General features: G+C 52.6%; 14 protein-coding genes. 4 read left to right on the top strand and 10 right to left on the bottom strand.

Annotation, left to right across the window (positions count from 1 at the left end):
• The 5 genes from IE117_RS22005 to IE117_RS21985 form a co-directional block, all read right to left on the bottom strand.
• Positions 1–1,338 (bottom strand): sugar porter family MFS transporter, encoded by a 1,338-nt coding sequence (locus IE117_RS22005; RefSeq protein ID WP_189567313.1) that lies wholly within the window; start codon positions 1,336–1,338, stop codon positions 1–3.
• A gap of 56 nt (positions 1,339–1,394) precedes the next feature.
• A complete protein-coding gene (locus IE117_RS22000) occupies positions 1,395–3,107 on the bottom strand; it encodes a RagB/SusD family nutrient uptake outer membrane protein (RefSeq protein ID WP_189567311.1) in 1,713 nt (570 codons plus the stop codon).
• Between the two features lie 82 nt (positions 3,108–3,189).
• Positions 3,190–6,348 carry a SusC/RagA family TonB-linked outer membrane protein gene (locus tag IE117_RS21995; RefSeq protein WP_189567302.1) on the bottom strand — a complete coding sequence of 1,053 codons (3,159 nt, stop codon included), beginning with the start codon at positions 6,346–6,348 and terminating at the stop codon, positions 3,190–3,192.
• A 234-nt stretch (positions 6,349–6,582) separates the two neighbouring features.
• Complete coding sequence (locus IE117_RS21990; RefSeq protein ID WP_189567301.1) at positions 6,583–9,282, bottom strand: substrate-binding domain-containing protein; 2,700 nt, start codon at positions 9,280–9,282, stop codon at positions 6,583–6,585.
• A gap of 210 nt (positions 9,283–9,492) precedes the next feature.
• Positions 9,493–10,227, bottom strand: a complete 735-nt coding sequence (locus IE117_RS21985) for an NUDIX hydrolase (protein ID WP_189567299.1) — start codon at positions 10,225–10,227, stop codon at positions 9,493–9,495.
• A 232-nt stretch (positions 10,228–10,459) separates the two neighbouring features.
• Between IE117_RS21985 and IE117_RS21980 the strand changes: the two genes are divergently transcribed.
• Together IE117_RS21980 and IE117_RS21975 are read left to right on the top strand one after the other, a co-directional pair.
• A complete protein-coding gene (locus tag IE117_RS21980; RefSeq protein ID WP_189567297.1) occupies positions 10,460–13,912 on the top strand; it encodes a ThuA domain-containing protein in 3,453 nt (1,150 codons plus the stop codon).
• A gap of 495 nt (positions 13,913–14,407) precedes the next feature.
• Positions 14,408–15,160: an SDR family NAD(P)-dependent oxidoreductase gene (locus tag IE117_RS21975; protein WP_189567295.1), complete on the top strand. Its 753-nt coding sequence runs from the start codon at positions 14,408–14,410 to the stop codon at positions 15,158–15,160.
• Positions 15,161–15,324: 164 nt separating this feature from the next.
• Here the strand turns inward: IE117_RS21975 and IE117_RS21970 are convergent, their stop codons facing one another.
• From IE117_RS21970 to IE117_RS21950, 5 genes are all read right to left on the bottom strand, one after another.
• The gene (locus tag IE117_RS21970) at positions 15,325–16,680 is read right to left on the bottom strand and encodes an ATP-binding protein (RefSeq protein WP_229581292.1); all 1,356 of its coding nucleotides are present in this window, start codon (positions 16,678–16,680) and stop codon (positions 15,325–15,327) included.
• 367 nt (positions 16,681–17,047) lie between these two features.
• Positions 17,048–17,629 carry a hypothetical protein gene (locus IE117_RS21965; protein WP_229581290.1) on the bottom strand — a complete coding sequence of 194 codons (582 nt, stop codon included), beginning with the start codon at positions 17,627–17,629 and terminating at the stop codon, positions 17,048–17,050.
• On the bottom strand, positions 17,617–18,525 hold the full coding sequence (locus tag IE117_RS21960) for an alpha/beta hydrolase (protein WP_189567291.1): 909 nt from the start codon (positions 18,523–18,525) through the stop codon (positions 17,617–17,619). The genes IE117_RS21965 and IE117_RS21960 overlap by 13 nt, the downstream gene beginning before the upstream one ends.
• A 137-nt stretch (positions 18,526–18,662) precedes the next feature.
• Entirely contained in the window at positions 18,663–19,691 is a 1,029-nt protein-coding gene (locus IE117_RS21955; RefSeq protein ID WP_229581287.1) for an SGNH/GDSL hydrolase family protein, read from the bottom strand.
• Positions 19,692–19,785: 94 nt separating this feature from the next.
• Positions 19,786–20,475, bottom strand: coding sequence for an NUDIX hydrolase (locus IE117_RS21950; protein ID WP_189567289.1), 690 nt, complete (start codon positions 20,473–20,475; stop codon positions 19,786–19,788).
• A 108-nt stretch (positions 20,476–20,583) separates the two neighbouring features.
• Here IE117_RS21950 and IE117_RS21945 point away from each other — a divergent pair, with 108 nt between their 5' ends.
• Positions 20,584–22,221 carry a carboxylesterase/lipase family protein gene (locus IE117_RS21945; RefSeq protein ID WP_189567287.1) on the top strand — a complete coding sequence of 546 codons (1,638 nt, stop codon included), beginning with the start codon at positions 20,584–20,586 and terminating at the stop codon, positions 22,219–22,221.
• Positions 22,222–22,259: 38 nt separating this feature from the next.
• Entirely contained in the window at positions 22,260–25,550 is a 3,291-nt protein-coding gene (locus tag IE117_RS21940) for a glycosyl hydrolase (RefSeq protein WP_189567285.1), read from the top strand.
• The last annotated feature ends 56 nt before the right edge of the window (positions 25,551–25,606 follow it).

Here is a 25,606-nt window from a genome sequence, read left to right as displayed (position 1 = left end):
TCAGGCAACTGCTACGACCACCGATTCTTCGATCTTTTCGAGGGAAGTGCCTTTGGTTTCGGGCATGAGTTTTAGAACAAAGAGCAGTTGAAGCACCATCATCCCGGCGAAAAACGCGAAGGTAGTTCCACCGCCAAACGTCTGGGCCAGATACGGAAAGATGAAGGAGATGACCGCCGCCGCAATCCAGTGCGTGAAACTACCGAGCGATTGCCCGTAAGCCCGCACGTCGTTGGGGAATATTTCGGAAATGAATACCCAGATGACGGCCCCCTGCGACATAGCGAAGAAGGCGATGTAAACAAACAGAAAGAAGGGTACCTGCATCCCGCCCAACGTATCGGTAAAAAAGAAATAGGAAACCAGCGAGAGCGAGGCGATCAGGCCGAAAGAGCCAATCTGCATCAGGAATCTGCGCCCGAACCGGTCGATGAGCAGTAAACCCGCCAGCGTCGCCAGCAAGTTGACCAGCCCAATGCCCGCTGACGAAAGCAGGGCCGACTCTTTGCCCAGTCCGGCCATCTCGAACACCCGGGGCGCGTAGTAAATAATGGCATTGATGCCCGCCAGCTGATTGAACAGCGCAAACATCACGGCCAGCGTCACCGGGCGTTTGTATTCCGGCTTGAAGAGATCCCGAAAGCTCGACCCGGTGGACTGGTGGTGGCTGTCGATGATGGCTGTAACCACGCGGTCGGCGTCGCCAGCATCGCTGGTAGCCAGAATGGTCCGCGCTTCCTCTATTTTGCCCCGCTTCAGGATCAGCCAGCGCGGACTTTCGGGAATCAGGAAGAGGGTTCCCATGAAAAGCAGCGCCGGAATGGCTTCCACGCCGAGCATCCAGCGCCAGGCGTTCTCGCCGATGCCCTCCAAGGCGTAGTTGGACAGATACGAAATGAGAATACCCAGCACGATATTGAACTGAAACAAAGCAACCAACCTCCCGCGCCGGGAGGGCGGAGCGATTTCGGAAATGTACATCGGCGCAACTACCGACGAGATGCCCACGCCCACGCCGCCCACCAGCCGGAAGACCAGAAAAACAAACCAACCCGGAGCCAGGGCCGAGCCAATGGCCGAAACCAGATACAGAATCGCCACGATGAACAGGCTTTTCCTGCGCCCGTATCGGTCGGCCGGGACGCCGCCGAACAGGGCGCCGAACACGGTGCCAATCAGCGCGATGGAGACCGTCAGGCCATGCTCAAAAGCGCTGGAATTCCACAGCTTTTGAAGGGTTTGCTCCGCCCCGGAGATGACGGCTGTGTCGAATCCGAACAGAAAACCGCCCAGAGCAGCCGACAGGGACCAGATAAAAACTTTCTGCGAATTCTTCATAGAGTACCGGGGCTGGCCTGGGGTTGGTTGGTTAAATGTTGAACGGGATAGGGGATTTAGAAGCCTGGGTTTTGCTTGTACAACCCTTTGGTCAGGCTGATCTCGCGCTGCGGGATGGGCAGGTACTCATCCCGACCGGCGGTGAATTTGGCGGTGGATAGGAAGGGCCTTCTCACTTTTTCCTTTTCCAGGTAAGCATTCAGCGTTTCGGCGGCAATACCCCAGCGTACCAGATCGAAGAAGCGCGGGCTTTCCGTGGCAAACTCAAGGCGTCGCTCCCAGCGCAAGGCCCTGCGGGCCGTCGTCTGGTTCCAGCCCGCCGACGGGTAAGGCTTCACGTTGTAGTTTGAGGCAAACGTGCCGTCGGTTTTCCTCAACCGTCCGGTACTCTTGGCGGCTCTGTTCCTGATTTGGTTGATGAGCGGCAGCGCCAGTTCGGGCTGGCCGAGTTCGATGTATGCCTCGGCCTGCATCAGCAACACGTCGGCGTAACGGATGATGTCGATGTTTTTGGAAGAACCGATAAATGGACCCTCTTTCTTGTACGACGGGCTGGTTGCCAATTGCTGATCCTTCATGGTGTGGAAAAAACCGTACACGCCCGGATCACGCACCCAGCTGTTGCTGAATGGCTTGGTTGGGTCATACTTGTAGGGGTGGCCGTCGATGCCGACGGTATGATCCACACGGGGATCCACGGTGTTGGTGGCGAAATTGACATCTGTAGCGTTGAAAGTGTCGAACTGCGGGAACCCGTTGGCGTCGGTCTTGAAGGCATTGGCCAGGTTCTGGCTGGGCTGATGAAATCCGCAGCAGCCGTACTGCGGTGCGCCGTGCGGGTAGTTGAGTCCGGTCACGAAGCTGACGCGCCCGACGGCTGTGCCGTCATTGATTGAGTATTGGATCGCAAAAACGGATTCGGGGCCATTCTCGGTTTCGGCGATGAAGTTTTCCGCGAAGTCATTCTGCAAGCTATACTTGCCGGAACCGATTACCTGCTGGGTCAACTTGACGACTTCCTGTAGCCGTGTTTTATTGATATTGGTCACTTTATGGCTGTCATCCTGTTCGTAGGCTTGAAACAGGCGAAGCTTGGCCAGGTAGGCGGCGGCGGAAAGCTGATTGGCCCGGCCGATCTGAGGCTGGGTCAGGGGCAGGTTGTCCACGGCAAACTGAAAATCGTCCGCTATTTTGTTCCAAAGCTCGTCGTTAGTGTACTGCACGTTGGAAACGGTCAGGATGTCGTCGTTGGATAAAGACTCATCGATGTAGGGGATGTTTTTGAACAACATCTTCAACATGAAATGCGAGTGCGCCCGCAGAAAGCGCAACTCCGCCTGACGCGTTTTCTTCAATGGGAACTCCGCTTCGGTCAGTGAGTTGACAGTACGCAACGCCACGTTGGCCCGGGAGATGGCCTTGTAAAAATTCTCCCAGGTGAAGGGGTGCATCCAATCCATATCGGCACGGGTCAGATTGTAGTGCTCGTAAAAATCAATGTCTGCTACATCCGACACCCCGCCGCCTCCTTTGTAAGAATCATCGGAGCGGACGCTGCCGTACACCCACATGCTGGTCATGGGACCGATCATGTCGTCGTTTCCGATTCCCGCGTAGGCAGCAGTCACCAGCGATTCGGCCCCGGAAGCCGAGTTGATGTTGTCCGAAGACAACACGCCCTGAGGCTCGAAATCGAGGTAGTCCTTACATGAGGTGGTGATGGTCATGCTACCGGCGATCAATAGTAGGGTTGCTATTTTATTTTTCATTGTAGTAGTTTTTGTAGGAACAAAAGGAAATTTGACCTGCTGTTTTTTAAGATTGATGATTTGTCCAAGACCAGGCAGCTTCCTAGAAGGATACATTGAGGCCAAAGGTGAAGGAACGCGGCACCGGAATGGCGTTGATGTCGGTTCGCTCCGGGTCGGGCCCTGCGAAGCTGGCAGACTTTACCAAGAACAGATTGTCAACCATCGCAAACAGGCGGAATCGGCTCAGTCCGATCTTTTGGACGAAGTTGGGAGAAAGCGAATAGCCTAACTGGATGTTTCTGAGCTTGAAGTAGGACGTGTTCACGTTGAAATAGTCGGAAGGGCGGGTCTCGTTGTTGACATCCGACAGCGACAACGCCGGGATGGTCGAACCCGTGTTGTTGGGCGTCCAGGCGTCGAACACGCCGGGGCCTACATTTTCCCTGCCGCGCACAAAATTGTTGTAGAAAGTGTAAATGTCGAAGCCATTACGACCTGCGATTCCTGAACCGAACAGCGAGAAATCAAACGCCTTGTAGTAGGCCTCGAATTTGATATTGTATTCGAGGGCCGGCAGCGTGGTACCGTAGAAAACCCGATCCAGATCGTTGATTTCCCCGTCATTGTTGGTGTCTACGTAGCGAATCCTTCCGGGAGCAGCACCTACCTGCCTGGGGGCGGCGTCCACTTCGGACTGTGTCTGGAAAAGGCCGTCGGTCTTGTATCCGAATAGATCGAATTGCGAATGGCCAATGATGGAAGTGATGGCGTTTCCGGCGTAGGCCGACCGTACTTCTTCCGGCAATTCCGTAATCTTGTCGCGGAAACGGGCGATACCCGCCATGATATTGTAGGTGAAGTCGCCCTTGGGCTTGGCAAAGTACCCGACCGAAAGCTCGAAACCTTTGTTGGTTTTGGTGGCCCCGTTCAGCGATCTCAACTGTCCTTCTCCCACGGCGGATGCCACCGGAGGCTTAATGAGGATGTCGCTCGTGACGCGACTGAAAATATCCAGCGAACCCTGAATCGTGCCGTCGAGGAAGCCAAAATCAGCTCCCACGTTTATCTCGTCGGTCGTTTCCCACTTCAAGCGCGGGTTTTCGGCCTGCGTGGACACAAAACCCGAAGGAAGGTTGCCCGTGTTGGCACCGTCGAGGTCGTAGGCCGTGCCGATATTCCAAAACTGATCGAAGAAAGGCTGGTGGCCCGTGCCGTCGTTGAAGTTGGAGGCCCTGGCCCCGTAGCGGGTGTCGTACAGGCCAAACCGCGCGAGGTCGCCGATTTCCTGATTGCCCACCCGGCCCAGGCCGAGGCGTAGTTTCAGGCTGCTGATGGCATTCACATCACGCATAAAATCTTCCTGATCGATGCGCCAGCCAAACGAGGCGGCGGGGAAAATACCGTAGCGATTGTCGGCTCCGAAGCGGGAGGACCCATCACGGCGGATCGTCAGGGCGGCCAGGTACTTATCGGAGAAGTTGTAGTCCACCCTTCCGAACTGGGAGAGCAGGCGGTTGCCCGAACCCGTACCCACGACGGACGTATTGCCCGTGCCGGCACTCAGCACGAAGTAATCTTCACTTTGCACCGCGAATCCTTCTTTTCTGGCGATCTGAACATCAAAAGTATTCTTGATGGCTTCCACCCCTGCCAGGAATTTGAAGCTGCTTCTTCCCAGGTTCAGATTGTAGCGGGCCGTATTGGTAAAGGTGAGCGATATCAGCTTGTTCTGGTCGATGGTCAGGCTGTTGCTGGTGCGGCCGAAAGACCCCTCTTCGAAAGACTGTTCAATGTTCTTGAAAGAATAGCGCGCGTTGTCCACTCCGACACTGGTTCTCAGAAACAGGTTTTTGACGGGCTCTATTTCGGCGAAAACATTACCAAAAATGGTCATGCGATTCGTATTGTCCCATTTATTGATGTCCTGCATGTGCAGGGGATTGTTACGGTCGGAGTACCCCGAACCGATGGCCCCGCCGTAAGTACCGTCTGCGGCGTACACCGGAATCGTGGGCACCAGCGTAACCGCCAGGCCGGGTGTGGGTGCGCCGCCGATGTCGGTCGCAGCCAGGGTTTCGTTCGACGAAGAGAGCATGATGTTGGAACCGATGTTGAGGCGGTTGCTGAAGGCACTGGTGCGGGCATTGATCCGGCCCGAGAGGCGGTCGTATTTTGTGTACCTTAGCATTCCGGTGTTGTGGTAGTGTCCCAGCGCAATAGACAGCGAGGAGTTTTTGGTACCGCCCGACAGGATCAGTTCATTGCTGGTCGCGACACCCGTTTTGTACATCACGTCCTGCCAGTCGGTGTCGCCAACGGGCATATTAGGATCGCCGCCTACGAGAGGTTTCACCGTTACCCCATTCAGCACAGGATTGGTAAAGTCCTTGTTCCAGTCAAATCCGTAGATCGCGCCGTAGCCATCCTCGGGATTGACGCCGTCGTTCACTGATGCCTGCCAGAGGGCTTTTCCCCGATCCACGGCATTCAGCATCGTGAACCGCTGGTACTTTTCGGACTGGGCCGAAATGCTGGAATTGAAGTCGATGTTCAGCTTGCCATTGGAATTCGAGCCATTTTTTGTTGTGATAATTACCACGCCGTTCGACGCCCGCGAACCGTAGATGGAAGAAGCAGAGGCGTCCTTAAGTACCTGGATGGATTCGATAGAGCCGGGAGGCATGGTCTGCATCACCTCGGGGCGTTTGGTCGGCACGCCGTCGATGATGTACAGCGGATCGGTGTTGCCCAGGGTATTGGCTCCCCGGATCAGAATACGGGAGTTGGCCCCACTGGGTGAGCCGGTTTTCTCGATATAAAGGCCCGGCACCCGCCCTTGCAGCGCCTGCATGGGGTTACCCGAACTAATATTTTTGATGGGTTCCAAATCGACCACGGCGACCGATCCGGTCAGGTCTTCTTTTTTAGACGACGTGTAGCCCACCACGATCAGTTCACCCAGTTCACTACCGGGAACCAGAGAAACTTCCACTGTACTTTTCCCGGCGATGGGCACTTCCTTACTTGTATAGCCGATATAAGAAATCACGAGAGCGGTGGCATTTTCCGGTATGGAAAGCGAGAACTTTCCTTCCACGTCGGTGGTAGTGCCAGCGTCGGTTGCCTTGGCGACCACCGTCGCCCCAATCAACGGTTCTTTTGAGTCTTCAGCCAAGACAGTACCGGTTAGCTGACGTTGGGCCAGCACAAGCGGTAGCGTTATGAGCATGATCATGCACGTTAATAGAATCTTTTTCATCGTGTTTATTATTTAATTATGAAAGGAATACATCCGGTATGGCCGCTCCCCGGGAGGAAGTTTCCGGAAGCGACGGTACATCAAAATTGGAGTATATTCCAGGAAAGGAAGTGCACGAATCAGCCAAATACATACAAAGTTGATACAATGTATATAGTTCTGAATATCAGGATGTTGTGATGCCTAAATAAGGGCGACTATCAATTTTGTTACAGAAAGTATAAAATTGATACCCTAATTATTGCGCCATTCTGAGGGCGTCTTACCCGTTTTCTGCTTGAAGAAAGTTGAGAAGTAGTTGGGCGTGCTGAATCCGAGTGCGTAGGCGACCTCGGCGATGTTAAGGAGAGGGTCGGTCAGGAGTTGTTGGGCTTTCTTGATTTTGAATTCACCAATGTATTCGTTGACATTCTTATTGGTCAGGGCGGTAATTTTCCGGTAGAGTTGCGTCCGCGACATACCCATCTCCTGACTCAGCGTTTCCACCGAAAGAGCCGGGCTTTTCAAATGCTTTTCGATGAGTAGTTCAAAGTCGAGCAAAAACTTCCTTTCGTCCGTAGGCACCTGATCCAGGTCGGTGATCTCATTGGAAAATCGTCGTCTCATCAGGTTGCGGTTGTCCAGCAGCGTCCGCACTTTCTGTTCCAGCAGTTTCTGGTTGAAGGGCTTGGAAAGGTATGCGTCGGCTCCGGCCCGGGTGCCTTCTATCTGGCTCTCTATTCCGCCCTTTGCCGTCAGCAGGATTACCGGGATGTGAGAAGTGCGAAAATCCTTCTTGATTTTTTGCGTCAAAGAGAACCCGTCTTCTCCCCCAAGGGTCACATCGCTGATGATCAGGTCGGGGATCGTTTGAAGAATAGCCTCCCAGCCATCTTCCGCCGAATGAGCAATGCGGACCTGGTAGTTGACAGAAAACTTGTTTTCCAGGAATTGCAGAAGATCGGGGTTGTCTTCGACGATAATCAGCGAAGCTCCTTCACCGTTATCCTGAGAATCATTGTACTGGTTCGGTGTGCCGAATTCTTCGGGCGAGTGACGGAGAAAATGAGGCAATTCACTTTTCCCGGTTGAAGGCACCACACTCCTGTGGGGCAAAACGACCGTGAACGTAGTACCTTTTCCTTTTTCGGAAACGACATAAATTTCCCCATCGTGCAACTGCACAAATTCACGCGAAAGCGCCAACCCCAGCCCCGAGCCGAGGGAGGTGTTTTGCTGAGCGCGGTAAAATATTTCAAAGACCTGTTCCCTGTCTTTTTTAGTCATTCCCTCCCCATTGTCAACGACCTTTATTTCGACCTCGTTATTGGCCAGCAACAGCGAAACATGAATCAACCCGCCGTCGGGCGTGTATTTGAAGGCATTCGAGAGGAGGTTGAAAAGTACTTTATCCAGCTTTTCGGCATCGAAGGTGTAGGGTAGTTCGGTGAGGGGCGAAACAAATTGCAGGTCAATCCGGCTCTTTTGGGCTTTCATTTTGAAATCCTGGACGATATCCCGTGTGAACTCCACCAAATCATAAGTTTCTGCGGCCAGTTCCATTTTCCCCGCATCGATCCGACGCAGATCCAGTATTTGCTCTACCAGCCGGAGCAAGCGGTTGGCATTTTTCCTGATCAGGGTCAGGACGGGTATTACCTCGCGCCTGTCGAAGGCTTTACGGTCAAGCAAATCTTCGGTCGGTGTCAGTATCAGGCTCAGTGGTGTCTTGAACTCATGCGACATATATGAATAGAACCTTATTTTCTCCTCGGTCGCTTGCCGGGCTTGCTGGGATACGCGTTCTATTTCCTCTTTTTGTTCCCGAATCGCTACATTCTGCACCGCGAGCACTTTATTGGATCGCTGCTTTTCCCGTAATAAGTAAAAAAGTACGGATCCAAAAATCAGAACCAGCAACAAAAGCAGGATGGTAACGTAAAGGGCGTTTTTCTGTAATGAATAGGTTTCATTCAGATCGGCCAGCCGCGCCGACTGCCGGTTGATATTGGCCTGCTGGTCGATCAATTTTGAGGCCTGTTGCTTCAAAATCCTGACGTTGTCGCCGTTGACAATCGTGGTAAAAAGCAGGTTCTCCTTTTGATAGGGGCGGTTGTTCAGGATATCCATCGCCACCTCAATGGCTTCTTCGCCGCCGGTAGGGTATAGGACTGTGGCTGCCAGTACCCCTTTATCCACCAGATCGAGCCCCTCGTTTTCACCATAAAGACCATCAACGCCGATAATTTCGATGCTTTTTTCCAGACCCAGTTCTTCACAGATTTCGAAAACCTGTAGGGCCATACGGTCGTTTTGGGCAAAAACAAGGTCGATGTCACGGTGCTGACTAAGGTAGTTTCTGATTTCTTCTTCGTACTCCTGCGGTGTCCAATCCCTGATCAGAGATTCCTCCAGTACCAGTCCTGGGTACTTCTGAAGTACTTCCACAAATCCACGATGCCGGTCCAGAGAAGGCGAAGTGTCAGCTCCTTCCCCCACTTCCAGGATCGTTCCCTGACCATTCAGAAGCACGTTGGCGTATATACCGGCGTTCTGGCCTACCAGCAGATTTTCCGCTCCCACAAACGCCGTGTATTTCTGCGAAGCAGTCCGCCGATCGACTACAACTATGGGAAAGCCCTGGTCGAGGGCTTTTTCAATGATGGGGGTTGGGGGCTGGGCTTCCAGCGGAGAAACGATCAGGAGATCGACTTTCTGATCCATCAATTCCTGAATCTGGGCAATTTGAATCGTGCTGTTTCCCCCGGCACTCTTTGTGATCATGCTCACATTGGGATGGAAAGACAGTTCGCGTTCCATCTCTCTGATCATGGTTCTGCGCCACTCATCGTTGTCAAGGCATTGCGAGAAACCAATCACATACTGCCTCTCCTGCTGCTGTTGGCAGGAAAAAAGCAACAATACCGCAAGCAAGAGCACCGTAATGCTTTTCATGACTATGTTCTCAAATCGCACATCCTATTCAATCCTAACCTTCCGGAGCTGTAGTACATATGCACTACAGTTACCAGACCCCATACGCTGGCTGTTGATAAAAGGGGCGTCGTCGCTGATTCTACGCTAAAAGTGGGATGGCAGAGCGACGGTCGACTACTTCTCACAGAAAGTGTGTGATGCTGCCATTACTAAATCCAATTTCTGATCCTAGCCTTTTGCATTTAAAAAGCGATACAGGTAGGGAGCTTTGTTAGCCGCCCCCGTGAATTTCTTTTCCAGGCGTTCCAGTACGTTCAAGTTCAGGATTTTTTTCTGGAAATTGTTGCGGGCAAAAGGCTTGTCAAAAATGGACTCATATAGTTCCTGTAATTCCCGCATGGTGAAGGTTTCCGGGAGCAGGTTGAAGGCAATCAATTTCTGGTCGAGGTTCAGTCGGAGCGTTTCCAGCGCTTTCTCCACGATTTCATGGTGGTCCATGATCATCGGTGGTAAATCCTTGATCGGGTACCAGTCAATGGATTCATCCATGTCGTTTTTTTGGGGCACCACCTTATTGATATCTACCAGAGCGTAATACCCAATCGAAACAAAGCGTCGGGTGACCCATTCAAACTCCTTCCGGTTTAACATCTTACTTCCCAATTTACCCTCATTGAGCGACATCATTCGCTCCAAAAAGGGCCGGTTGCTGCGCCCGGTGCCGCCGAACACCCGAAACTGATCCAGGTAGATATCCTTGATGCCGGTCCGCACTTCCAGAATGCGGCGGGCCGCCAGGTCTATATCCTCGTCCTGCAAAATGAATCCAGCGGGCAGCGCCCAAAAGTCGCCCCGGAAATCCAGTTTGGGAACCAGTACTTTGAGTTGGGTTTCCTGGTAGCCAAATATGACGCAGTCAATCGAAAGCTGCGGGATATAGTCTTGTTCACTGTGTGAATACATAGTCTTATACTTTTCCGGTTGGCAGGCAGGGTTCAAAGGTAAGATTTCTTCGGCTCCACAGTCGTGAGGTAGCTTCACTGGGAAACCATTTCCCTGACTTTTGGTGAATACAGGTCTAAAGAATTTAGAATTCTGCAAAGATTGAATTTGAAAATATTTATTGTCTACTATTTAGACAATAAATATTTTCACCTACATTTGTCAGCAATCAAACCTGAAAATCCTATAAAGTATGAACCTTAACTTTTTCAAAATCAGCTTTCTCCTGATTGGGTCATGGATGCTACTGCATGCTGCACTGGCCCAAAAACCCAAAACAAACGTCTTGGTTTTCAGTAAGACAGAGGCATTCCGGCATCAGTCCATTGAAGCGGGCAAAAAAGCCCTGGCTAAAATGGCAACCGAAAAAGGCTTCGGCGTGAATTTCACGGAAGACGCGGCCCAGTTTACAGAGGATAATCTGAAAAAGTACGGTACGGTGGTGTTTCTCAGTACGACGGGCGACGTGCTGAACAACGAGCAGCAGGTAGCCTTTGAGAGGTACATCCAGGCTGGCGGCGGGTACGTCGGCATCCATGCCGCTACCGACACCGAGTACGATTGGCCCTGGTACGGGCAACTGGCAGGGGCCTGGTTTCAGGATCACCCCTCAACCCCGAGTAACGTACAGAAAGGGAAATATACCGTTACCAAAAAGAATCACTGGGCTACCCAGGGAATGCCCGATACGTTTGAACGCGCCGATGAGTTTTACAGCTTCAAGAATATTTCGCCGAAGATTAACGTCGTCCTGACCATCGACGAAAAGAGCTATATCGGCGGCAGCAACCCCGATTTCCACCCCATGAGCTGGTACCAGGAGTTTGACGGGGGCCGCTCGTTTTATACGGCGATGGGCCACACGGATGAGACCTTTGTAGAACCGTTGTTCCTGAACCACCTGTGGGCGGGCATCCACTACGCTGCCGGCGGCGACACACCCAAGCCACTGGATTATACCAAATCGCGGCCCGAAGAGAACCGCTTTTCCAAAGTCATTCTGGAAGAGAAACTGGACGAGCCGATGGAACTCAGCGTCCTGGGCGACGGGCGCATCCTGTTTATTCAGCGCAAAGGGGAAGTGCGGATCTACAACACTACGACGAAAGAACTCAAAACCATTGCTACCATTCCCGTGAGCACCAGGTATGTGAGCAAGGAAGGTAAAGAATCCATGGGCGAGGACGGTCTTTTGGGCCTGAACAAAGATCCCAACTTCGCCCAAAACCACTGGATTTACCTCTACTATTCAATTCCCGAAGAGCCCAAAAATATACTGGCCCGATTTGAACTGAAAGGGGATGAGCTGGTAATGGATTCTAAAAAAGTACTGCTGGACGTTCCGACCCAACGCGAGGAGTGCTGCCACACGGGCGGCTCCATTGCCTGGGACCGGGCCGGGAACCTGTACCTCTCTACGGGCGACAATACCAACCCGCATGGCTCCGACGGATACAGCCCCAGTGATGAGCGCGAAGGCCGCTCGGCCTGGGATGCCCAGAAATCGTCTGCCAACACCAACGACCTGCGCGGCAAAATCATCCGCATCAAACCTCAGCCCGATGGTACTTATACGATTCCTGAGGGCAATCTTTTCACCAAAGGCACCCCACTGACCCGCCCGGAGATATACACCATGGGCCACCGGAACCCTTTCCGTATTTCGGTCGATCAGAAGACGGGCTTCGTCTATTGGGGCGAAGTTGGCCCCGATGCCGCCAAACCCGATCCCAACCGCGGCCCGGCTGGCCACGACGAGGTGGGGCAGGCCCGCAAAGCGGGTAACTTTGGCTGGCCACACTTTGTGGGCGACAATAAAGCCTACAATAAGTATGACTTCGCCGCCGGGAAATCCGGCGAAAAGTGGGACGTGAACGCCCCGAGTAATACCTCTCCCAATAATACGGGCCTGAAAGTACTTCCCCCGGCGCAGAAAGCCTTCATCTGGTATCCCTACGACGGTTCTCCCAAGTTTCCGCTGGTGGGCGCGGGCGGACGGAACGCCATGGCGGGACCGATGTACTACGCCGAGGATTTCAAATCGGCTGACCGGGCTTTCCCAAAGTACTACGACGGAAAAATCCTGACCTACGACTGGATGCGCGGCTGGATTATGTCCGTGACGATGGACGAGGAAGGCAACTATCGGGCGATGGAGCGTTTCATGCCGAGCTATAAGTTCAGTAATCCGATGGACATGGAGTTTGCGGCGAACGGTGACCTGTATATGCTTGAATACGGTTCGGGCTGGTTCTCGGCCAACGACGACGCCCGCCTGATCCGCATCGAGTACAACGGCGGCAACCGCAAGCCGCAGCTTCAGATGGCTGCCAACAAACTGGGCGGTTCGGCTCCGCTGGCACTGAAACTCACCGCCCAGGGTACCGTCGATGCCGATGGGGACGCCCTGAAATACGTCTGGAAGATTACCTCCAAAAATGGCTTTTCCAAGGTCGTAACTACGCCCGAAGCCAATTTGACGCTCACAAAACAGGGAATGTACAAAGCCGATCTGACCGTGGACGACGGCAAAGGAGGCGTCTCATCGCAATCCATGGATATCTCGGTCGGCAACGAACCCCCGGTTCTGACGGTAGAGTTGCCCGGCAGTAATAAGTCGTTTTATGTACCGAACAAGCCTTTCCCCTACGAGGTGAAAGTGAAGGATAAGGAAGACGGTACATTAGGCAAAGGAATCGACCCGGAGCGGGTGGCGGTCACGATCGACTACCTGCCGGAGGGCTACGACAAGGTGGCCATTGCGCAGGGACACCGCTCGGCTGACGCCAGTGCGCTGTTTGCCAGCGGCAAAAAACTCATCGAAGCCAGTGATTGCATGGCTTGTCACAACGTGGCGAAGAAATCCATCGGTCCGGCTTACGCCGACGTGTCCAAGAAGTACAAGGGCGATGCCGGCGCGCTGGAACGCCTGACGAAGAAAGTGATCGCCGGAGGCGGGGGCGTCTGGGGCGAAACCGCCATGGCGGCCCACCCGCAGCTTTCGACCGCCGATGCCGCCGACATGGTAAAGTACATTCTCAGCGTATCCGGTGAGGCTGCTTCTGCCAATGCCCTTGGAACCGAAGGAAACTACACCGCCAGCGTACCCGAAGGCGACAAGGGAAAGGGCGTATTTATCGTGCGGGCGTCTTACGAAGACAAAGGTGCCAATGGACTGCCCTCGCTGCGGTCGGAGCAGACCCTAGTGTTGAGAAATGCCAAAATGGATGTGCACGGCTTCGATACCTACGATAACATCAACAAGATGTCGTTTGGAGGTAATAATCTGATGATTCCCGCCAAATCCGGGGCCTTCGCCGAAATCAAAAACCTGGACCTGACGGGCGTCTCCGAATTGCGACTGCTCGCGGCTGCTCCCAAGGCGCAGCTCAACGCCAACGGTGGCAAGGTGGAATTGCGCCTGGATAGCCCCACCGGAAAACTGATCGGTGAATCGACGTTCCTGGAAGCGTCGGATGCGGTGGGCTTTGCTCCCTCGCCACTGACGATTCCCGTCAAACTACCCGCTCCTTCCGACAACAAGCCGCACGATGTCTACCTGGTATTTGTCAACCCCGAACATCCGCTCGGCAGTCTGATGGTAGTGATGGGCGTGGAAGCCGTACTGGATTCTGGTGACAAATAGTCTTTAACCGCATTTCAAACCCTGGCAATTTAATTTTAGTCGATTACCGCAATGGAAAAAGCGCCAACGGAATGGATATCGACCCTTCCCAGGCCGGAGAAATCGCGATCAACCTCACGAAAGTGGATGATGGTTCCCTGATCAGGATGTTAATGGACAGCTTCGAAACGAAGGCCAGGCGAATCAAGTGATCAGTAGTTTCCGGGTTTCTGACATAGTTGGTGAGTACAAGGGCAACCTATTCAGGGTGCCCTTTTTTATTGACCAACCGCTAGAACGAGATCATCCATAAATCACCACTTATTCGGCAGGACAATACTAATTTCCTGTATTGCGGATGGCCTCGATACGAAGGAAGAAATGAAATCCTCTCCCGCACCTGCATCCAGAACCTGGATCGCGTGCGGGTCGTTGTAGAATGAATCGGTAGAAAATCGGGGTAGCCGGAAGAGGCGTTCGCACCCTGAAAACGAACTTAAATTAACTGCGCTTACCATGGCACGTATATTCATCACCGGATCAGCAGATGGTCTGGGCAAACTGGCGGCTCAGCAATTGGTGAGCGAAGGGCATCAGGTAGTGTTGCATGCCCGCGATCAGGCAAGAGGACAGGAGGCATTGGCCCAGGTACCCGGCGCCGAGGCGGTACTCACGGCAGACTTGTCAAGTATCGAGGAAACGAAGCAATTGGCGGCCCGGGTCAATGCACTGGGAACGTTCGATGCCGTCATTCATAATGCGGGAGTGTATCGGGCTTCCGGGGACGTAATTGCGACGGTCAACACACTGGCTCCTTACATCCTGACCAGCCTGATCCATGCCCCCAAACGTCTAATCTACCTGAGTTCAGGCCTGCACGCAGGCGGACAGGCCCGGTTGAAACAACTACGTACTGATTTGAGCGGAATCAGCTACTCCGACTCCAAACTACAGGTAGTTTTACTGAGCCAGGCCGTGGCCCGCTTATGGCCCGACGTGTATTCCAATGCCGTCAATCCGGGTTGGGTACCTACCAAAATGGGCGGCGCGGGTGCGCCTGACGATTTGGAAAAAGGCTACACGACCCAAACCTGGCTGGCGACCAGCGATGAGGCCGAAGCGCTGGTGAGTGGCCGGTATTTTTTTCACAAACAGCAAAAGCCTTTTGCGCCTGCGGCCAGCGATGTTGGTTTGCAGGATGAGTTTCTCGGGATTTGTGAAGAGGTAACGGGGGTTGTTTTTCCGGCTGGGTCGGGAGAACCGCGATAAAAAGGTAAATGATGATTTCGTTACGCAGGTCGCAGATTTATTAGATTATGATGTGCTGAAAATCAATATATTGCTTACGATCTGTGTGACATAAGCCTCGGATTATGCCTGTCTTTTATTTTAAAAAGTACCAATTTGAGAAAGGTCTACTGCCAGTCAGCACGCTAATGCGAAATCCCCATTGATAAAATCTGCTGCTTGTCCTCTACGGCGTTGCGGCCTACGGTGTAGCAATAGAGGCTGCTAGGAGTAAAGTCGTATACTAAGCCATCGTCACCTTTGATTTCTTCTATATCGAGCGTGGTTACTAGCGTCCGGTCCAGATTATTTTTCTGACAAAAAGATTTCAATCCGGAAAGTTTACTGAGGCTCTTTGCGTAGCGATTACTCCATTTGATCTCCACGGCCCATACGGGCTTTTGCTTGTTTTTTGACAAGCATACGATATCTACCTCGCCTTTATCCCAGCGGGCGTAATAGGGGATAAAGTCCGAATTGTGGTTCCATTGCGAGAAAATAGCGGTTTCAACCATATTGCCAATGAAATTATCCTCCTGGCCGATCGGAGAAAAAAGGGCACTTCGGAGTGAGGGATTGGTCAGGTAAATCTTAAAGGCCGTGGCACGCTTGAACTTTTTAGCATTGATGTCAATTCTGTGAACCACTTTGATCAAAAAAGCAGCTTCAAGGTACTCCATGTAACGTTTGATCGTATTCCTCGACACTCCCGAGCCGATGGAGAGTTCATCATAGGTGAATTCATTCCCAGAGTTGTAGGCAATGGTTGTAAACAGGGAGTTCAGTTCTTGCACATCCTGAATGCCGTACAGGCCAGGTAGATCGCGCAGCAGAACTTTATCAATGATGTCGTTTCGGATATATCGGCCTGGATTTGACTGAATTTCCTTCGAAAGAGAGACTTCCGGGTAACCTCCAAAATTGATGTAGTCAACGAAATGTTGATTGAATTCCTCGATATTTTCAGCATGGTAGTAGTTTCGGGTCGCGCCTTTCCATTCTTTGCTGATTAGCGTCACCAAACTTGAAAGCCCCTTCAGGTCAATGTATTCATGAAAGGTCAAGGGGGGGAGCATGAAATCCGTGAAGCGCCCAGCCCCAGATTCGTTACTTTTTAGTTTCAGAGCCGCCGCCGCCGAACCCGACGCGATGAACTTAATGCTATGGTAGCTATCTACCAGAGCCTTCAAGTGGATTTCCCAATTTTTAAGATACTGGATCTCATCGAAAATAATATATAGCTGATCGGTAGGTTTTTGCCCTGATATTTCCAAATAGTACAGAAGTAGTTCTTCTAACGACAGCCCATTGTAGATAGGATTTTCAATAGACAGGTAGCAGGTTTGAATGGGCTTGACGCCCATGTCAATAAGGTCCTGCACTAAATGAAAAAGTAGGACGGTTTTACCAACCCGTCGGGGGCCCATTAGCACTACGGCTCTCCGGATTTTTTTTTCGTAAATGAGAGGAGCAAAAAGATCAAAGTAAAGTCTTCTTCGCATGGAGATATAGTAAGGGTCGATTTTACCGCTATCCCACCAAGGGTTCTCAAATTTGATTTTTGTAAGAATCTGCTCTTTAGAAAATGATTTTAGCTTAGCCATATAGCGTCAGTCGACTGATCTTATTTACAAATATAGAAAAATAAGATCAGTCGACTGACGCTATTTTCTTTTTTCAATTTAAACTTTTAAGATAAAGATCAGTAAGTAAATCCCGGCAGTCGCTCGGCTCTCTGCCGAGTGACGATTATCCATAAGCCCTCCGGGCTGCGTGGCTCATGCCATAAATTTGCTGCTGCTGTCTTAAGCAGTCAATACAGAAGTAGCTTTGAAAATACTAAAATATCTCCAAGTGCTCAATCTGCTTTTAAGCTGCTCCACTGATAAAGGTCAAGTAATAATTTATACAATGCAGAATAGTCAAGAGCATGAGCTCCTTATTTTTCATACTGTCAAATTCTGTTGAAGTTTCGATCGCATAGTCAAAATTCAGCTTATTCCACTTGAAGTCAGTGTCAACCGCCAGAAGCTCATTTTCTTCTGAGTCAATCAATATGAATTTACTGCTTAGTAGTCCTTTCAGTTTCAACAAATAATTTTTCTCACTTCCATTGAAGTTGGTCTTGATAAGAATCCCTTTCCAACCCATGTTGAACTCTAATAGCGTTGTCTCTTCTCTTTTTAATTCGATTTTTTGATCCCAAAATCCTTTTGGTTCAAGTTGATAAGTCGAATGATCTGCCAATTGTATTTCAGCCTTAAACGAATACCAGGTCGTATAGTTTAATTCTCCGATTTTAGAGTTTTCTGTTGTCAGGCTGAAACTCTTAGAGTTTATCGAGTTTGCTTTATAGTGTCCCATTTCCTTAGAATTTTGCGTGAATACTTTGCTCAATAAGGTTTTACTGTCGGCCCGCAAACCATCGATTCTCCTTGCTACTTCACCCACTCATTTTTCTTCATCCACGTAAACAGCGGTACCATCCATTCTTCGGTAGGTAGTTTCAACACAAAGCCGTGGTTGCCGGTGGGATAAAGGTGCATCTCGGCGGGCACTTTGTGATGCCGGAGGGCTTGGTAAAACGCAATGCTGTTGTCCACATCCACTACGGTATCGTCGCCCGTGTGAGTCAGGTAGGTAGGTGGGGTTTGGGTAGTTACATGCAGTTCGTTGGAAAACCGTTCGATTTGGGCCGCCGTAGGGTTCTCGCCCAACAGATTCGCCCTCGATCCTTTGTGGGCGGGTACTTCGGTCATCGAAATGACCGGATAAATCAGAATCATGAAATCGGGCCGCAGGCTGGTACTTTTGGGATTCTCGATCAGCGGCTCGTCGAAATGGGTACCGGCCGTGGAGGCCAGATGTCCGCCCGCCGAAAAGCCCATAATCCCGATTTTGTCGGGCGCGAGGTTCCATTCGGCGGCCCGCTCCCGCACTAGCTGGATGGCTCGCTGCGCATCCTGCAGCGGACCAATGCTTTTGTCCACCATAATCGAGTCGCTGGGCAGCCGGTACTTGACCACGAAGGCCGCGACACCATGGTTGATATACGTTTCGGCGATGCGGATGCCTTCGGCATCATAACTTTCCCCGGAATAGCCGCCGCCCGGAAAAATGATGACCCCGGCTCCGCTGGCTTTTTCCTTAGCTGGCAGAAAAACCGTAAGGGTAGGTTTTGATACCTTCCGGTACCACAGAATCCTGCCGTCTTTCTCCGACGTGCTTTCCTGCATCGCATAGGACGTCGCGTTGGGAATGGTACCTGAGTACAGGGGGATAATCTGCTGCGCCTTACCGCAAACAGCCACGAAAAGAAGAATTGAACTAAGCGCTATTTTTGTCATAGGCGAAAAAGGAAAGCGCCGTTTTGGTCTACTCGTAACCCTTGCCTTGCATGCAGCAACCACCTCACTGCGAGGTAGTAAAGTGGTTGCTGTGCTTACTAACGGAATGTTTTTGCATGATCAGGGTACCCTTCAGCCTAGTACTTCAGCGCCTTGAGCTTTTCGATCACGCGGTTCGCGACGATCTGATAGCCCTTGTCGTTCAGGTGGATGTCGTCATTTTTGACATCTGCTCTTAGCCCTCTGGGGAAGTTGAGATTTGCCAGATCGGTAAGATCGTCCGCCGTCGGTTTGTAGCCAATCGCGGCCAGCTCTGCGTCGGTCGGAGGCGTCATCTTCACGTAGGCGTCGCCGTATTTGGCGGCAAGCTTTTCGTTAATGGAAACCACCGTATTGTAGTTGTCGGATCCTTTGTTCTCATCCGCTTCGGTCAGGACCCCCAGCACAACGTACCGGGCGGGGGCGGTGATATAGGCCACCGAACTGGCCAGGGAAGTAATGATTTCTTCTTCCGCACCCGGCTTACCGATATTGTTCCGGCCATACCAGAGTATCTGCGTGGCGGTTTTGAGTTTGGCCGCATCTTCCAGCACAAACTCGGAATCCGCCGGAATTTCGATCACGCTAACCGTAGAGGGCGTGATGGTATATACTTCGCCTTCGGCCCTGCGAATGGTGCAGCGTACGCCACTTATGGTTCCCGTGCGGCTGTATTCTTCTTTTCTGAAAGGAGTCGATAAAAATTCATTGCTCAGCTTGGTAATCTTCACCGGCTTGATACCGTCCAGCTTACCACCTTCAACCGAGATTTTGAGCGGGGTGCCTCCCTGCCTGACGGCGATGCTCGCGGCCCCCTGGCCCACAATTCCGTCGCTTACGACCGGCCGGCCCCCTAAGGCCGCCGCAACGCTGTTTCCGTAGGGGGCGGTGCCCCCGGCACCGATGGTGAGGCTATCTCCAAAAAAGGCCAGTGTTTTGTCTCTGTCCGGAATTATTTCTTTCTCAGGAATCTCGGTTTCGGGCAGGACGTCGTCTTCGGCCTCACTGCAGGCAGCTAAAAGGGTGGTGGTAAAAAGGGCTGCTCCGGTCTGAAAAAAGAAGCGTCTGCGGCTTAACAGGTGTTCCGGGGCCTTAGTGTGCGAATTGGGAGTCTGATTTTCAGTCATTTTTCAAGAAGGATTTTTATACCCGGCCCTCTCGTAAAAAATCATTCCAGTCAAATAATTTTATCATCCGTCTCCCCACCTTCGGATACGTCACTTACTCGAAACTATACAGAAAAGGGGCCTTGTTGGCCGCGCCGGAGTACTGTTTCTCATGGCGTTTCAGCACACCCGTACTTAGCATTTTTCGCTGGAAAGTACCCCGGTGCAGCTTTTCGCCCAGAATGGCTTCGTATACGTGTTGCAGTTCTTTCATCGTAAACCGGGCCGGGAGCAGATTGCCGCCCACCAGTTTGCGGCCAATATTGTCGCGCAACGTTTCCAGCGCTTTCTCCACAATTTCCGTGTGGTCGAGCATCAGGGGCGGAAGTCGATCCACCTCGTACCAGGCACAGGAGTCCGACAGCGCATCAGGTACGGGAACGACATCATCGAAATTGATCAGGGCATAATAGGCCACCGAAACAAAGCGCTTCAGCAGCCACGAAAGGTCTTGGTCGGGGATTTCATTGGCTCGGATGATTCGTTCCATTACCTCGGGCTTGTAGCGCGCCACATCGCCGAAGGTGTAAAATTGCTCGAGGTAAATATTATCCAGGCCCGTCCGCTCTTTCAAACCCCGGCGCACGGCATCGTTCAGGTTTTCGTCCTGCCGGACAAAGCCCCCGGGCAGCGCAAACAGATTGGTATTGTGGTACTCCAAAACCAGGATTTTCAGTTTTTCGCCCGAAAAGCCAAAAACGACGGAATCGAAGGCAAGGTGATGGAGGTAGTCGTCTTCCTGCATAAGATTTGGCGCGCTCCTATTGATATTTTTTCAAAAATAAGTAGGATTTTTTTAAAGTACCAAGTATTATTGTCGCAAATTGAGACAATACCTAACCGTTTTTTATTTATGAAACATATTTTCTTCGCCATGGCGCTGATGATCAGCAATATCCTGAGTAGCCATGCTCAGAATGCCAATGCTTTTGCCGTACAGACTAAAATTGAACACGGGGTCATCGAAGGCAATTACGATACCAAGACGGGCATTCAAACTTATTTCGGAGTCCCCTTTTCCAAACCACCGGTCGGCAACCTCCGCTGGAAAGCGCCACAGCCGCTGGATAAGTGGCCGGGCGTGAAAGAGACTAAGCGATTCGGCCCGCGCCCCGTGCAGAAACTCGTCTTTGGCGACATGAACTCCCGCTCCAATGGCGTGAGCGAAGACTGCCTGTACCTGAATGTGTGGACCCCGGCCAGGCGCAACACCAAGGACCTGCCGGTACTGGTTTACTTCTACGGTGGGGGCAACGTGGCGGGCGACGGCTCCGAACCCCGCTACGATGGCGAAACAATGGCCCAAAAAGGGATCGTGGTCGTAACCTGCAACTACCGGCTGAATATCTTCGGCAACTTTGCCCATCCCGAATTATCGGCCGAAGCGCCCTACAAAGCCTCCGGAAACTATGGGTACTTTGACCAGCTGGCGGCTCTGAAATGGGTGCAAAAGAATATCGGACAGTTTGGGGGGGATCCCAAAAAAGTGACCATCGCGGGCGAATCGGCGGGTTCCGTTGCCGTAAGCTATCAGATGGCATCACCGCTCACGAAAGGACTCATCGCCGGAGCGATCGGTGAAAGCGGGGCGGGCATCAATCCCACCATGTCGCCGGTGCCCCTTGCCGAGGCCGAAAAGCAGGGCGTTGAATTTGCCAGAAATGCGGGAGCAGGCACTTTGAAAGAGCTACGGGCCCTTTCAACGCGGGATTTGTATGAGCTGTACGATGAATCAAAGCGCTTTGGTTTTCCGGTAGTATTGGATGGCTATTTCCTGCCGAAGTACCTGCCGCAAATTTTTGCCGCTCGGGAGCAGGCGCAGGTACCCTTGCTGGTAGGCTGGAATTCGGCCGAAATTCCCGCGGGTGCTTTTATGCAGGGAAAACCCAACACGCCCGCCAACTTTATGGCCCGGGTCAAAGCGGAGTACCCCGATAACTACGAAGAAGTACTCAAACTATATCCCAACGCCAACGAAAAGGAAGTAGAGCTATCAGCCACGGCCCTGGCCTCCGACCGCTTCATTGCCTACGCTACCTGGAAGTGGTCTGATCTGCACCGCGCCAATTCCTCGCAACCTGTGTACCGCTACCTGTACAGCAAGTTGCGGCCGCCATTGGTGGACAATACCCTGGCTTCGGGCCTGGCGGGCGGTACTTTGAAAAAATCGGCCGAAACGCCCGAACCTCCCAAAGCCGTAGGCGCCCCCCACGCCTGTGAAATCGAGTATTGCATGGGTAACCTGCACCTGATCAAGGAGTACGCCTGGACTCCTGACGACTACAAAGTATCCGAAACGATGTCGGAATATTTCGCTAACTTCATCAAAACGGGCAACCCGAACGGAGGTACTTTGCCCCGATGGGAAATCGTTGAAGCCGGCGATGCCGCCCCGGCCGTGATGATCATCGACACGGAATCGCGCACCGAAAAAGCGAAGAACGACGCCCGCTACGAATTTCTGGATAAAGCTTACAAGAATAAGCAATGATCTAAACTCAGAAAGCAACAAACCCCCGATCCCCTTTCATGAAACTCCAAAAAACACTGACCTTCGCGCTGAGTCTGCTCCTGACCGCAGGTACCCAGGCCCAGAATCTGAAACCCGGCTTCCTATCTCCCCCCGATGCGGCCAAGCCGCGCGTGTGGTGGCACTGGATGAACGGCAACATCACGAAAGAGGGCATTCAAAAAGACCTGGAATGGATGAAGCGGTCGGGGATCGGGGGCTTTCAGAATTTTGACGCCAACCTGTTCACGCCCGTTGTGGTACCGAAAAAGCTGGTTTTCATGACGCCCGAATGGAAAGAGGCTTTCCGCTTCACCACCGAATTGGCTGATAAAATGGGGCTCGAAATGGCCATCGCGGGCTCCCCTGGCTGGAGCGTGACGGGTGGCCCCTGGGTGCCGCCGCAGGACGCCATGAAAAAGTACGTGTGGTCCGAAACCAGGGTGACGGGTGGACAAGCCTTTTCGGGCAAGCTGCCTCAGCCCTCGGACGCGACGGGTAAATTTCAGAACGTAAAGCTGGAAAGCGGCGGGCTGATGGGCGGATTTGTGGGCGACATTCCCAGTTTTTACCAGGATGCCGCCGTGCTGGCCTACCGGGTACCCTCCGGCGAAAAATCAATTACCGAACTGAATCCGAAAGTCACGTCGAGTGGCGGCAATTTCACATTGCAAAACCTCACCGATGGGGACCTGACCAACGTCAGTATGCTTCCACCGGGAAAAGTCGATGAAGAAATATGGATTCAGTATGCCTTCGACCAACCGCAGACCATCAAAGCATTCAGCGTGGCGGGGGCCAATCACATCGGACTGGAAGATTTCAACGGCGGCCCCGAAAACAGGTCTTTGCAGGTAAGCAACGATGGTGTCAATTTCCGGCCGATAGCCGCCGTATCGGGCAGCATCGTTCCCCAAAACACAGTAAGCATTGCGCCCACCACCGCGAAGTACTTCCGGCTGGTGTACAAAACACTGGAATCACAGCCTAACCTGTTTGCTGCGATGGCAGGCATGAAACCCGAGCCGCCCAAACCTCTGGGCGTGGAGGTGGCCGAGTTCGTGCTGTACACGACCAGCCGCATCGACCAATTTGAGGACAAAGCGGGCTTTACGCCCTGGAAAGAAGAAAAAAACCTTCCACAAACGGCCAGCTCCGATGCCATTACGGAAAACGAGATCGTGGATCTAACGGGTAAAATGAAAGCCGACGGTACCCTCGACTGGCAAGCCCCGGCGGGCGATTGGGTGGTGGTGCGCTTCGGCTACTCGCTGACGGGTCGCCAGAACCACCCTGCTTCGCCCGAGGCGACGGGGCTGGAAGTGGATAAGCTGGATAAAGCGGCCGTGCTGAAGTACATCAACACCTACCTGGACATGTACAAAGATGCCACCGGGGGCATGATGGGCAGCAAGGGATTGCAATACATGATTCTGGACAGCTACGAGGCCGGGCACATGACCTGGACCAAAAACTTCCCGGCGGAGTTTCGCCAGCGGCGCAGTTACGACATCCTGACCTGGTTGCCCGTCCTGACGGGCCGGGTGGTCAAAAGTACCGAGGCCAGTGAGAAGTTCCTGTGGGATTTCCGGAAAACCATTGGCGAATTGATCGCTGAAAACCACTACGACGCGATCGGTGAAGCGCTGCGCAGCCGGGGCATGAAGCGCTACACCGAGTCGCACGAGAACAAGCGCATATATCTGGCCGACGGCATGGACGTGAAACGCCACGCTGACATTCCAATGTCGGCCATGTGGACGCCCGGTAGCCTGGCCGGAGGCAATGAAGAAGAGGTGCGCAGCAAAGCCGATATCCGCGAGTCAGCGTCGGTGGCGCACATCTACGGGCAGAACCTCGTGGCTGCCGAATCCATGACCGCCATCGGCAATGCTTTTGCCTACACGCCCGAGCGCCTCAAACGCACCGCCGATATGGAGATGGCCTCTGGCCTGAACCGCTTCGTGATTCATACCTCCGTTCACCAGCCGCTGGACGACAAGAAACCGGGATTCAGTCTGGGGCCGTTCGGTCAGTGGTTCACGCGCCAGGAAACCTGGGCCGAGCAGGCCAAACCCTGGATAGACTATCTGGGCCGGAGTTCGTACCTCCTGCAGCAGGGTAAATTTGTGGCCGACGTGCTGTACTACTACGGCGAAAACCACAACATCACTTCCACTTTTGCCCAAAAACTACCGGACGTACCCGCTGGCTATGCGTATGATTTTGTCAACGCCTCGGCCCTCGTGGATGTAATCCAGGCCAAAAACGGGAAGTTGGTTGCCCCCAGCGGCATAACTTACAACCTTCTCGTACTGGATGAAAGCGCCCGGTACATGACCCTGCCCGTTCTGAAAAAAATCAGGGACCTGGCTAAGGCTGGCATCAGAATCACGGGTACCAAACCCGAAAAATCGCCCAGTCTGGCCGACAACGACGCCGAGTTCCAGGCGATCGTCAAGCAAGTATGGAGTAGTCCGAATGTTTCCTCTGGGCCAATCGAAGAAGTACTACAATCAGCGGGCGTCGCCGAAGATGTGATTGTCAAAAATAGTAGTGCCGAAATCCTCTACGTCCACCGCCAAACGGCCGATCAGGACATTTACTGGCTCGACAATCGCAGCGACAGCCCCAACGACGCCGAAATCAGTTTTCGCATAACGGGAAAAGTACCCGAACTGTGGAACCCCGTAACGGGTAAAACGGAGCGTGTATCGTATCAGGTCAAAGACGGACGCACCCTAGTGCCGCTTCATTTTGATTCCTGGGATGCCTACTTCATTATTTTTAGAGATAAAACAACCACCACGGCCTACACCAAACCTGCCACCACCGAAAAGCAATTGCTGACGATCTCGACACCCTGGCAGGTTGGTTTTCAGGAAGAGCGGGGGGCACCGGCCAAAGCCACTTTCGACAAGCTCACCTCCCTGACCGAAAGTAACGAGGCGGGGATCAAGTACTTTTCCGGCACGGCATCTTACCAGACAACCTTCAATTCGCCCGCCGCGGGCAAGGGCATAGTAGATTTGGGGGAAGTGAAAAACATCGCCGAGGTGTACCTCAACGGGAAGTACCAGGGAACGGTATGGAAAAAGCCGTTTCGACTGGAATTGGCCGACGCTATGAAAAAGGGCTCGAATGCGCTGGAAATAAGGGTGACCAACCTGTGGGTGAACCGACTCATCGGCGATGCTCAGCCCGGTACGGAGCAAAAATTTACTTTCACCACCATGCCTTTCTATCAGGCCAGCTCGCCGTTACTGCCTTCGGGGTTGATGGGGCCAGTGAATATTCTGGCGATTGAGTAAATCAATCGGCTTGCCTCGATTTGTAGGGTCAAGGTAGTTTTTCAATAATCCCGACC

Source organism: Persicitalea jodogahamensis (assembly GCF_014651615.1).
GTDB lineage: Bacteria > Bacteroidota > Bacteroidia > Cytophagales > Spirosomataceae > Persicitalea > Persicitalea jodogahamensis.
This window is presented reverse-complemented; position numbering and strand designations above follow the sequence as displayed.

Excerpts from the sequence above, each read along its gene's own strand:
- IE117_RS22005 (WP_189567313.1), bottom strand. The coding sequence starts at position 1,338 with ATGAAGAATTCGCAGAAAGTTTTTATCTGGTCCCTGTCGGCTGCTCTG.
- IE117_RS22000 (WP_189567311.1), bottom strand. The coding sequence starts at position 3,107 with ATGAAAAATAAAATAGCAACCCTACTATTGATCGCCGGTAGCATGACC.
- IE117_RS21995 (WP_189567302.1), bottom strand. The coding sequence starts at position 6,348 with ATGAAAAAGATTCTATTAACGTGCATGATCATGCTCATAACGCTACCG.
- IE117_RS21990 (WP_189567301.1), bottom strand. The coding sequence starts at position 9,282 with ATGAAAAGCATTACGGTGCTCTTGCTTGCGGTATTGTTGCTTTTTTCC.
- IE117_RS21985 (WP_189567299.1), bottom strand. The coding sequence starts at position 10,227 with ATGTATTCACACAGTGAACAAGACTATATCCCGCAGCTTTCGATTGAC.
- IE117_RS21980 (WP_189567297.1), top strand. The coding sequence starts at position 10,460 with ATGAACCTTAACTTTTTCAAAATCAGCTTTCTCCTGATTGGGTCATGG.
- IE117_RS21975 (WP_189567295.1), top strand. The coding sequence starts at position 14,408 with ATGGCACGTATATTCATCACCGGATCAGCAGATGGTCTGGGCAAACTG.
- IE117_RS21970 (WP_229581292.1), bottom strand. The coding sequence starts at position 16,680 with ATGCGAAGAAGACTTTACTTTGATCTTTTTGCTCCTCTCATTTACGAA.
- IE117_RS21960 (WP_189567291.1), bottom strand. The coding sequence starts at position 18,525 with ATGACAAAAATAGCGCTTAGTTCAATTCTTCTTTTCGTGGCTGTTTGC.
- IE117_RS21955 (WP_229581287.1), bottom strand. The coding sequence starts at position 19,691 with ATGACTGAAAATCAGACTCCCAATTCGCACACTAAGGCCCCGGAACAC.
- IE117_RS21950 (WP_189567289.1), bottom strand. The coding sequence starts at position 20,475 with ATGCAGGAAGACGACTACCTCCATCACCTTGCCTTCGATTCCGTCGTT.
- IE117_RS21945 (WP_189567287.1), top strand. The coding sequence starts at position 20,584 with ATGAAACATATTTTCTTCGCCATGGCGCTGATGATCAGCAATATCCTG.
- IE117_RS21940 (WP_189567285.1), top strand. The coding sequence starts at position 22,260 with ATGAAACTCCAAAAAACACTGACCTTCGCGCTGAGTCTGCTCCTGACC.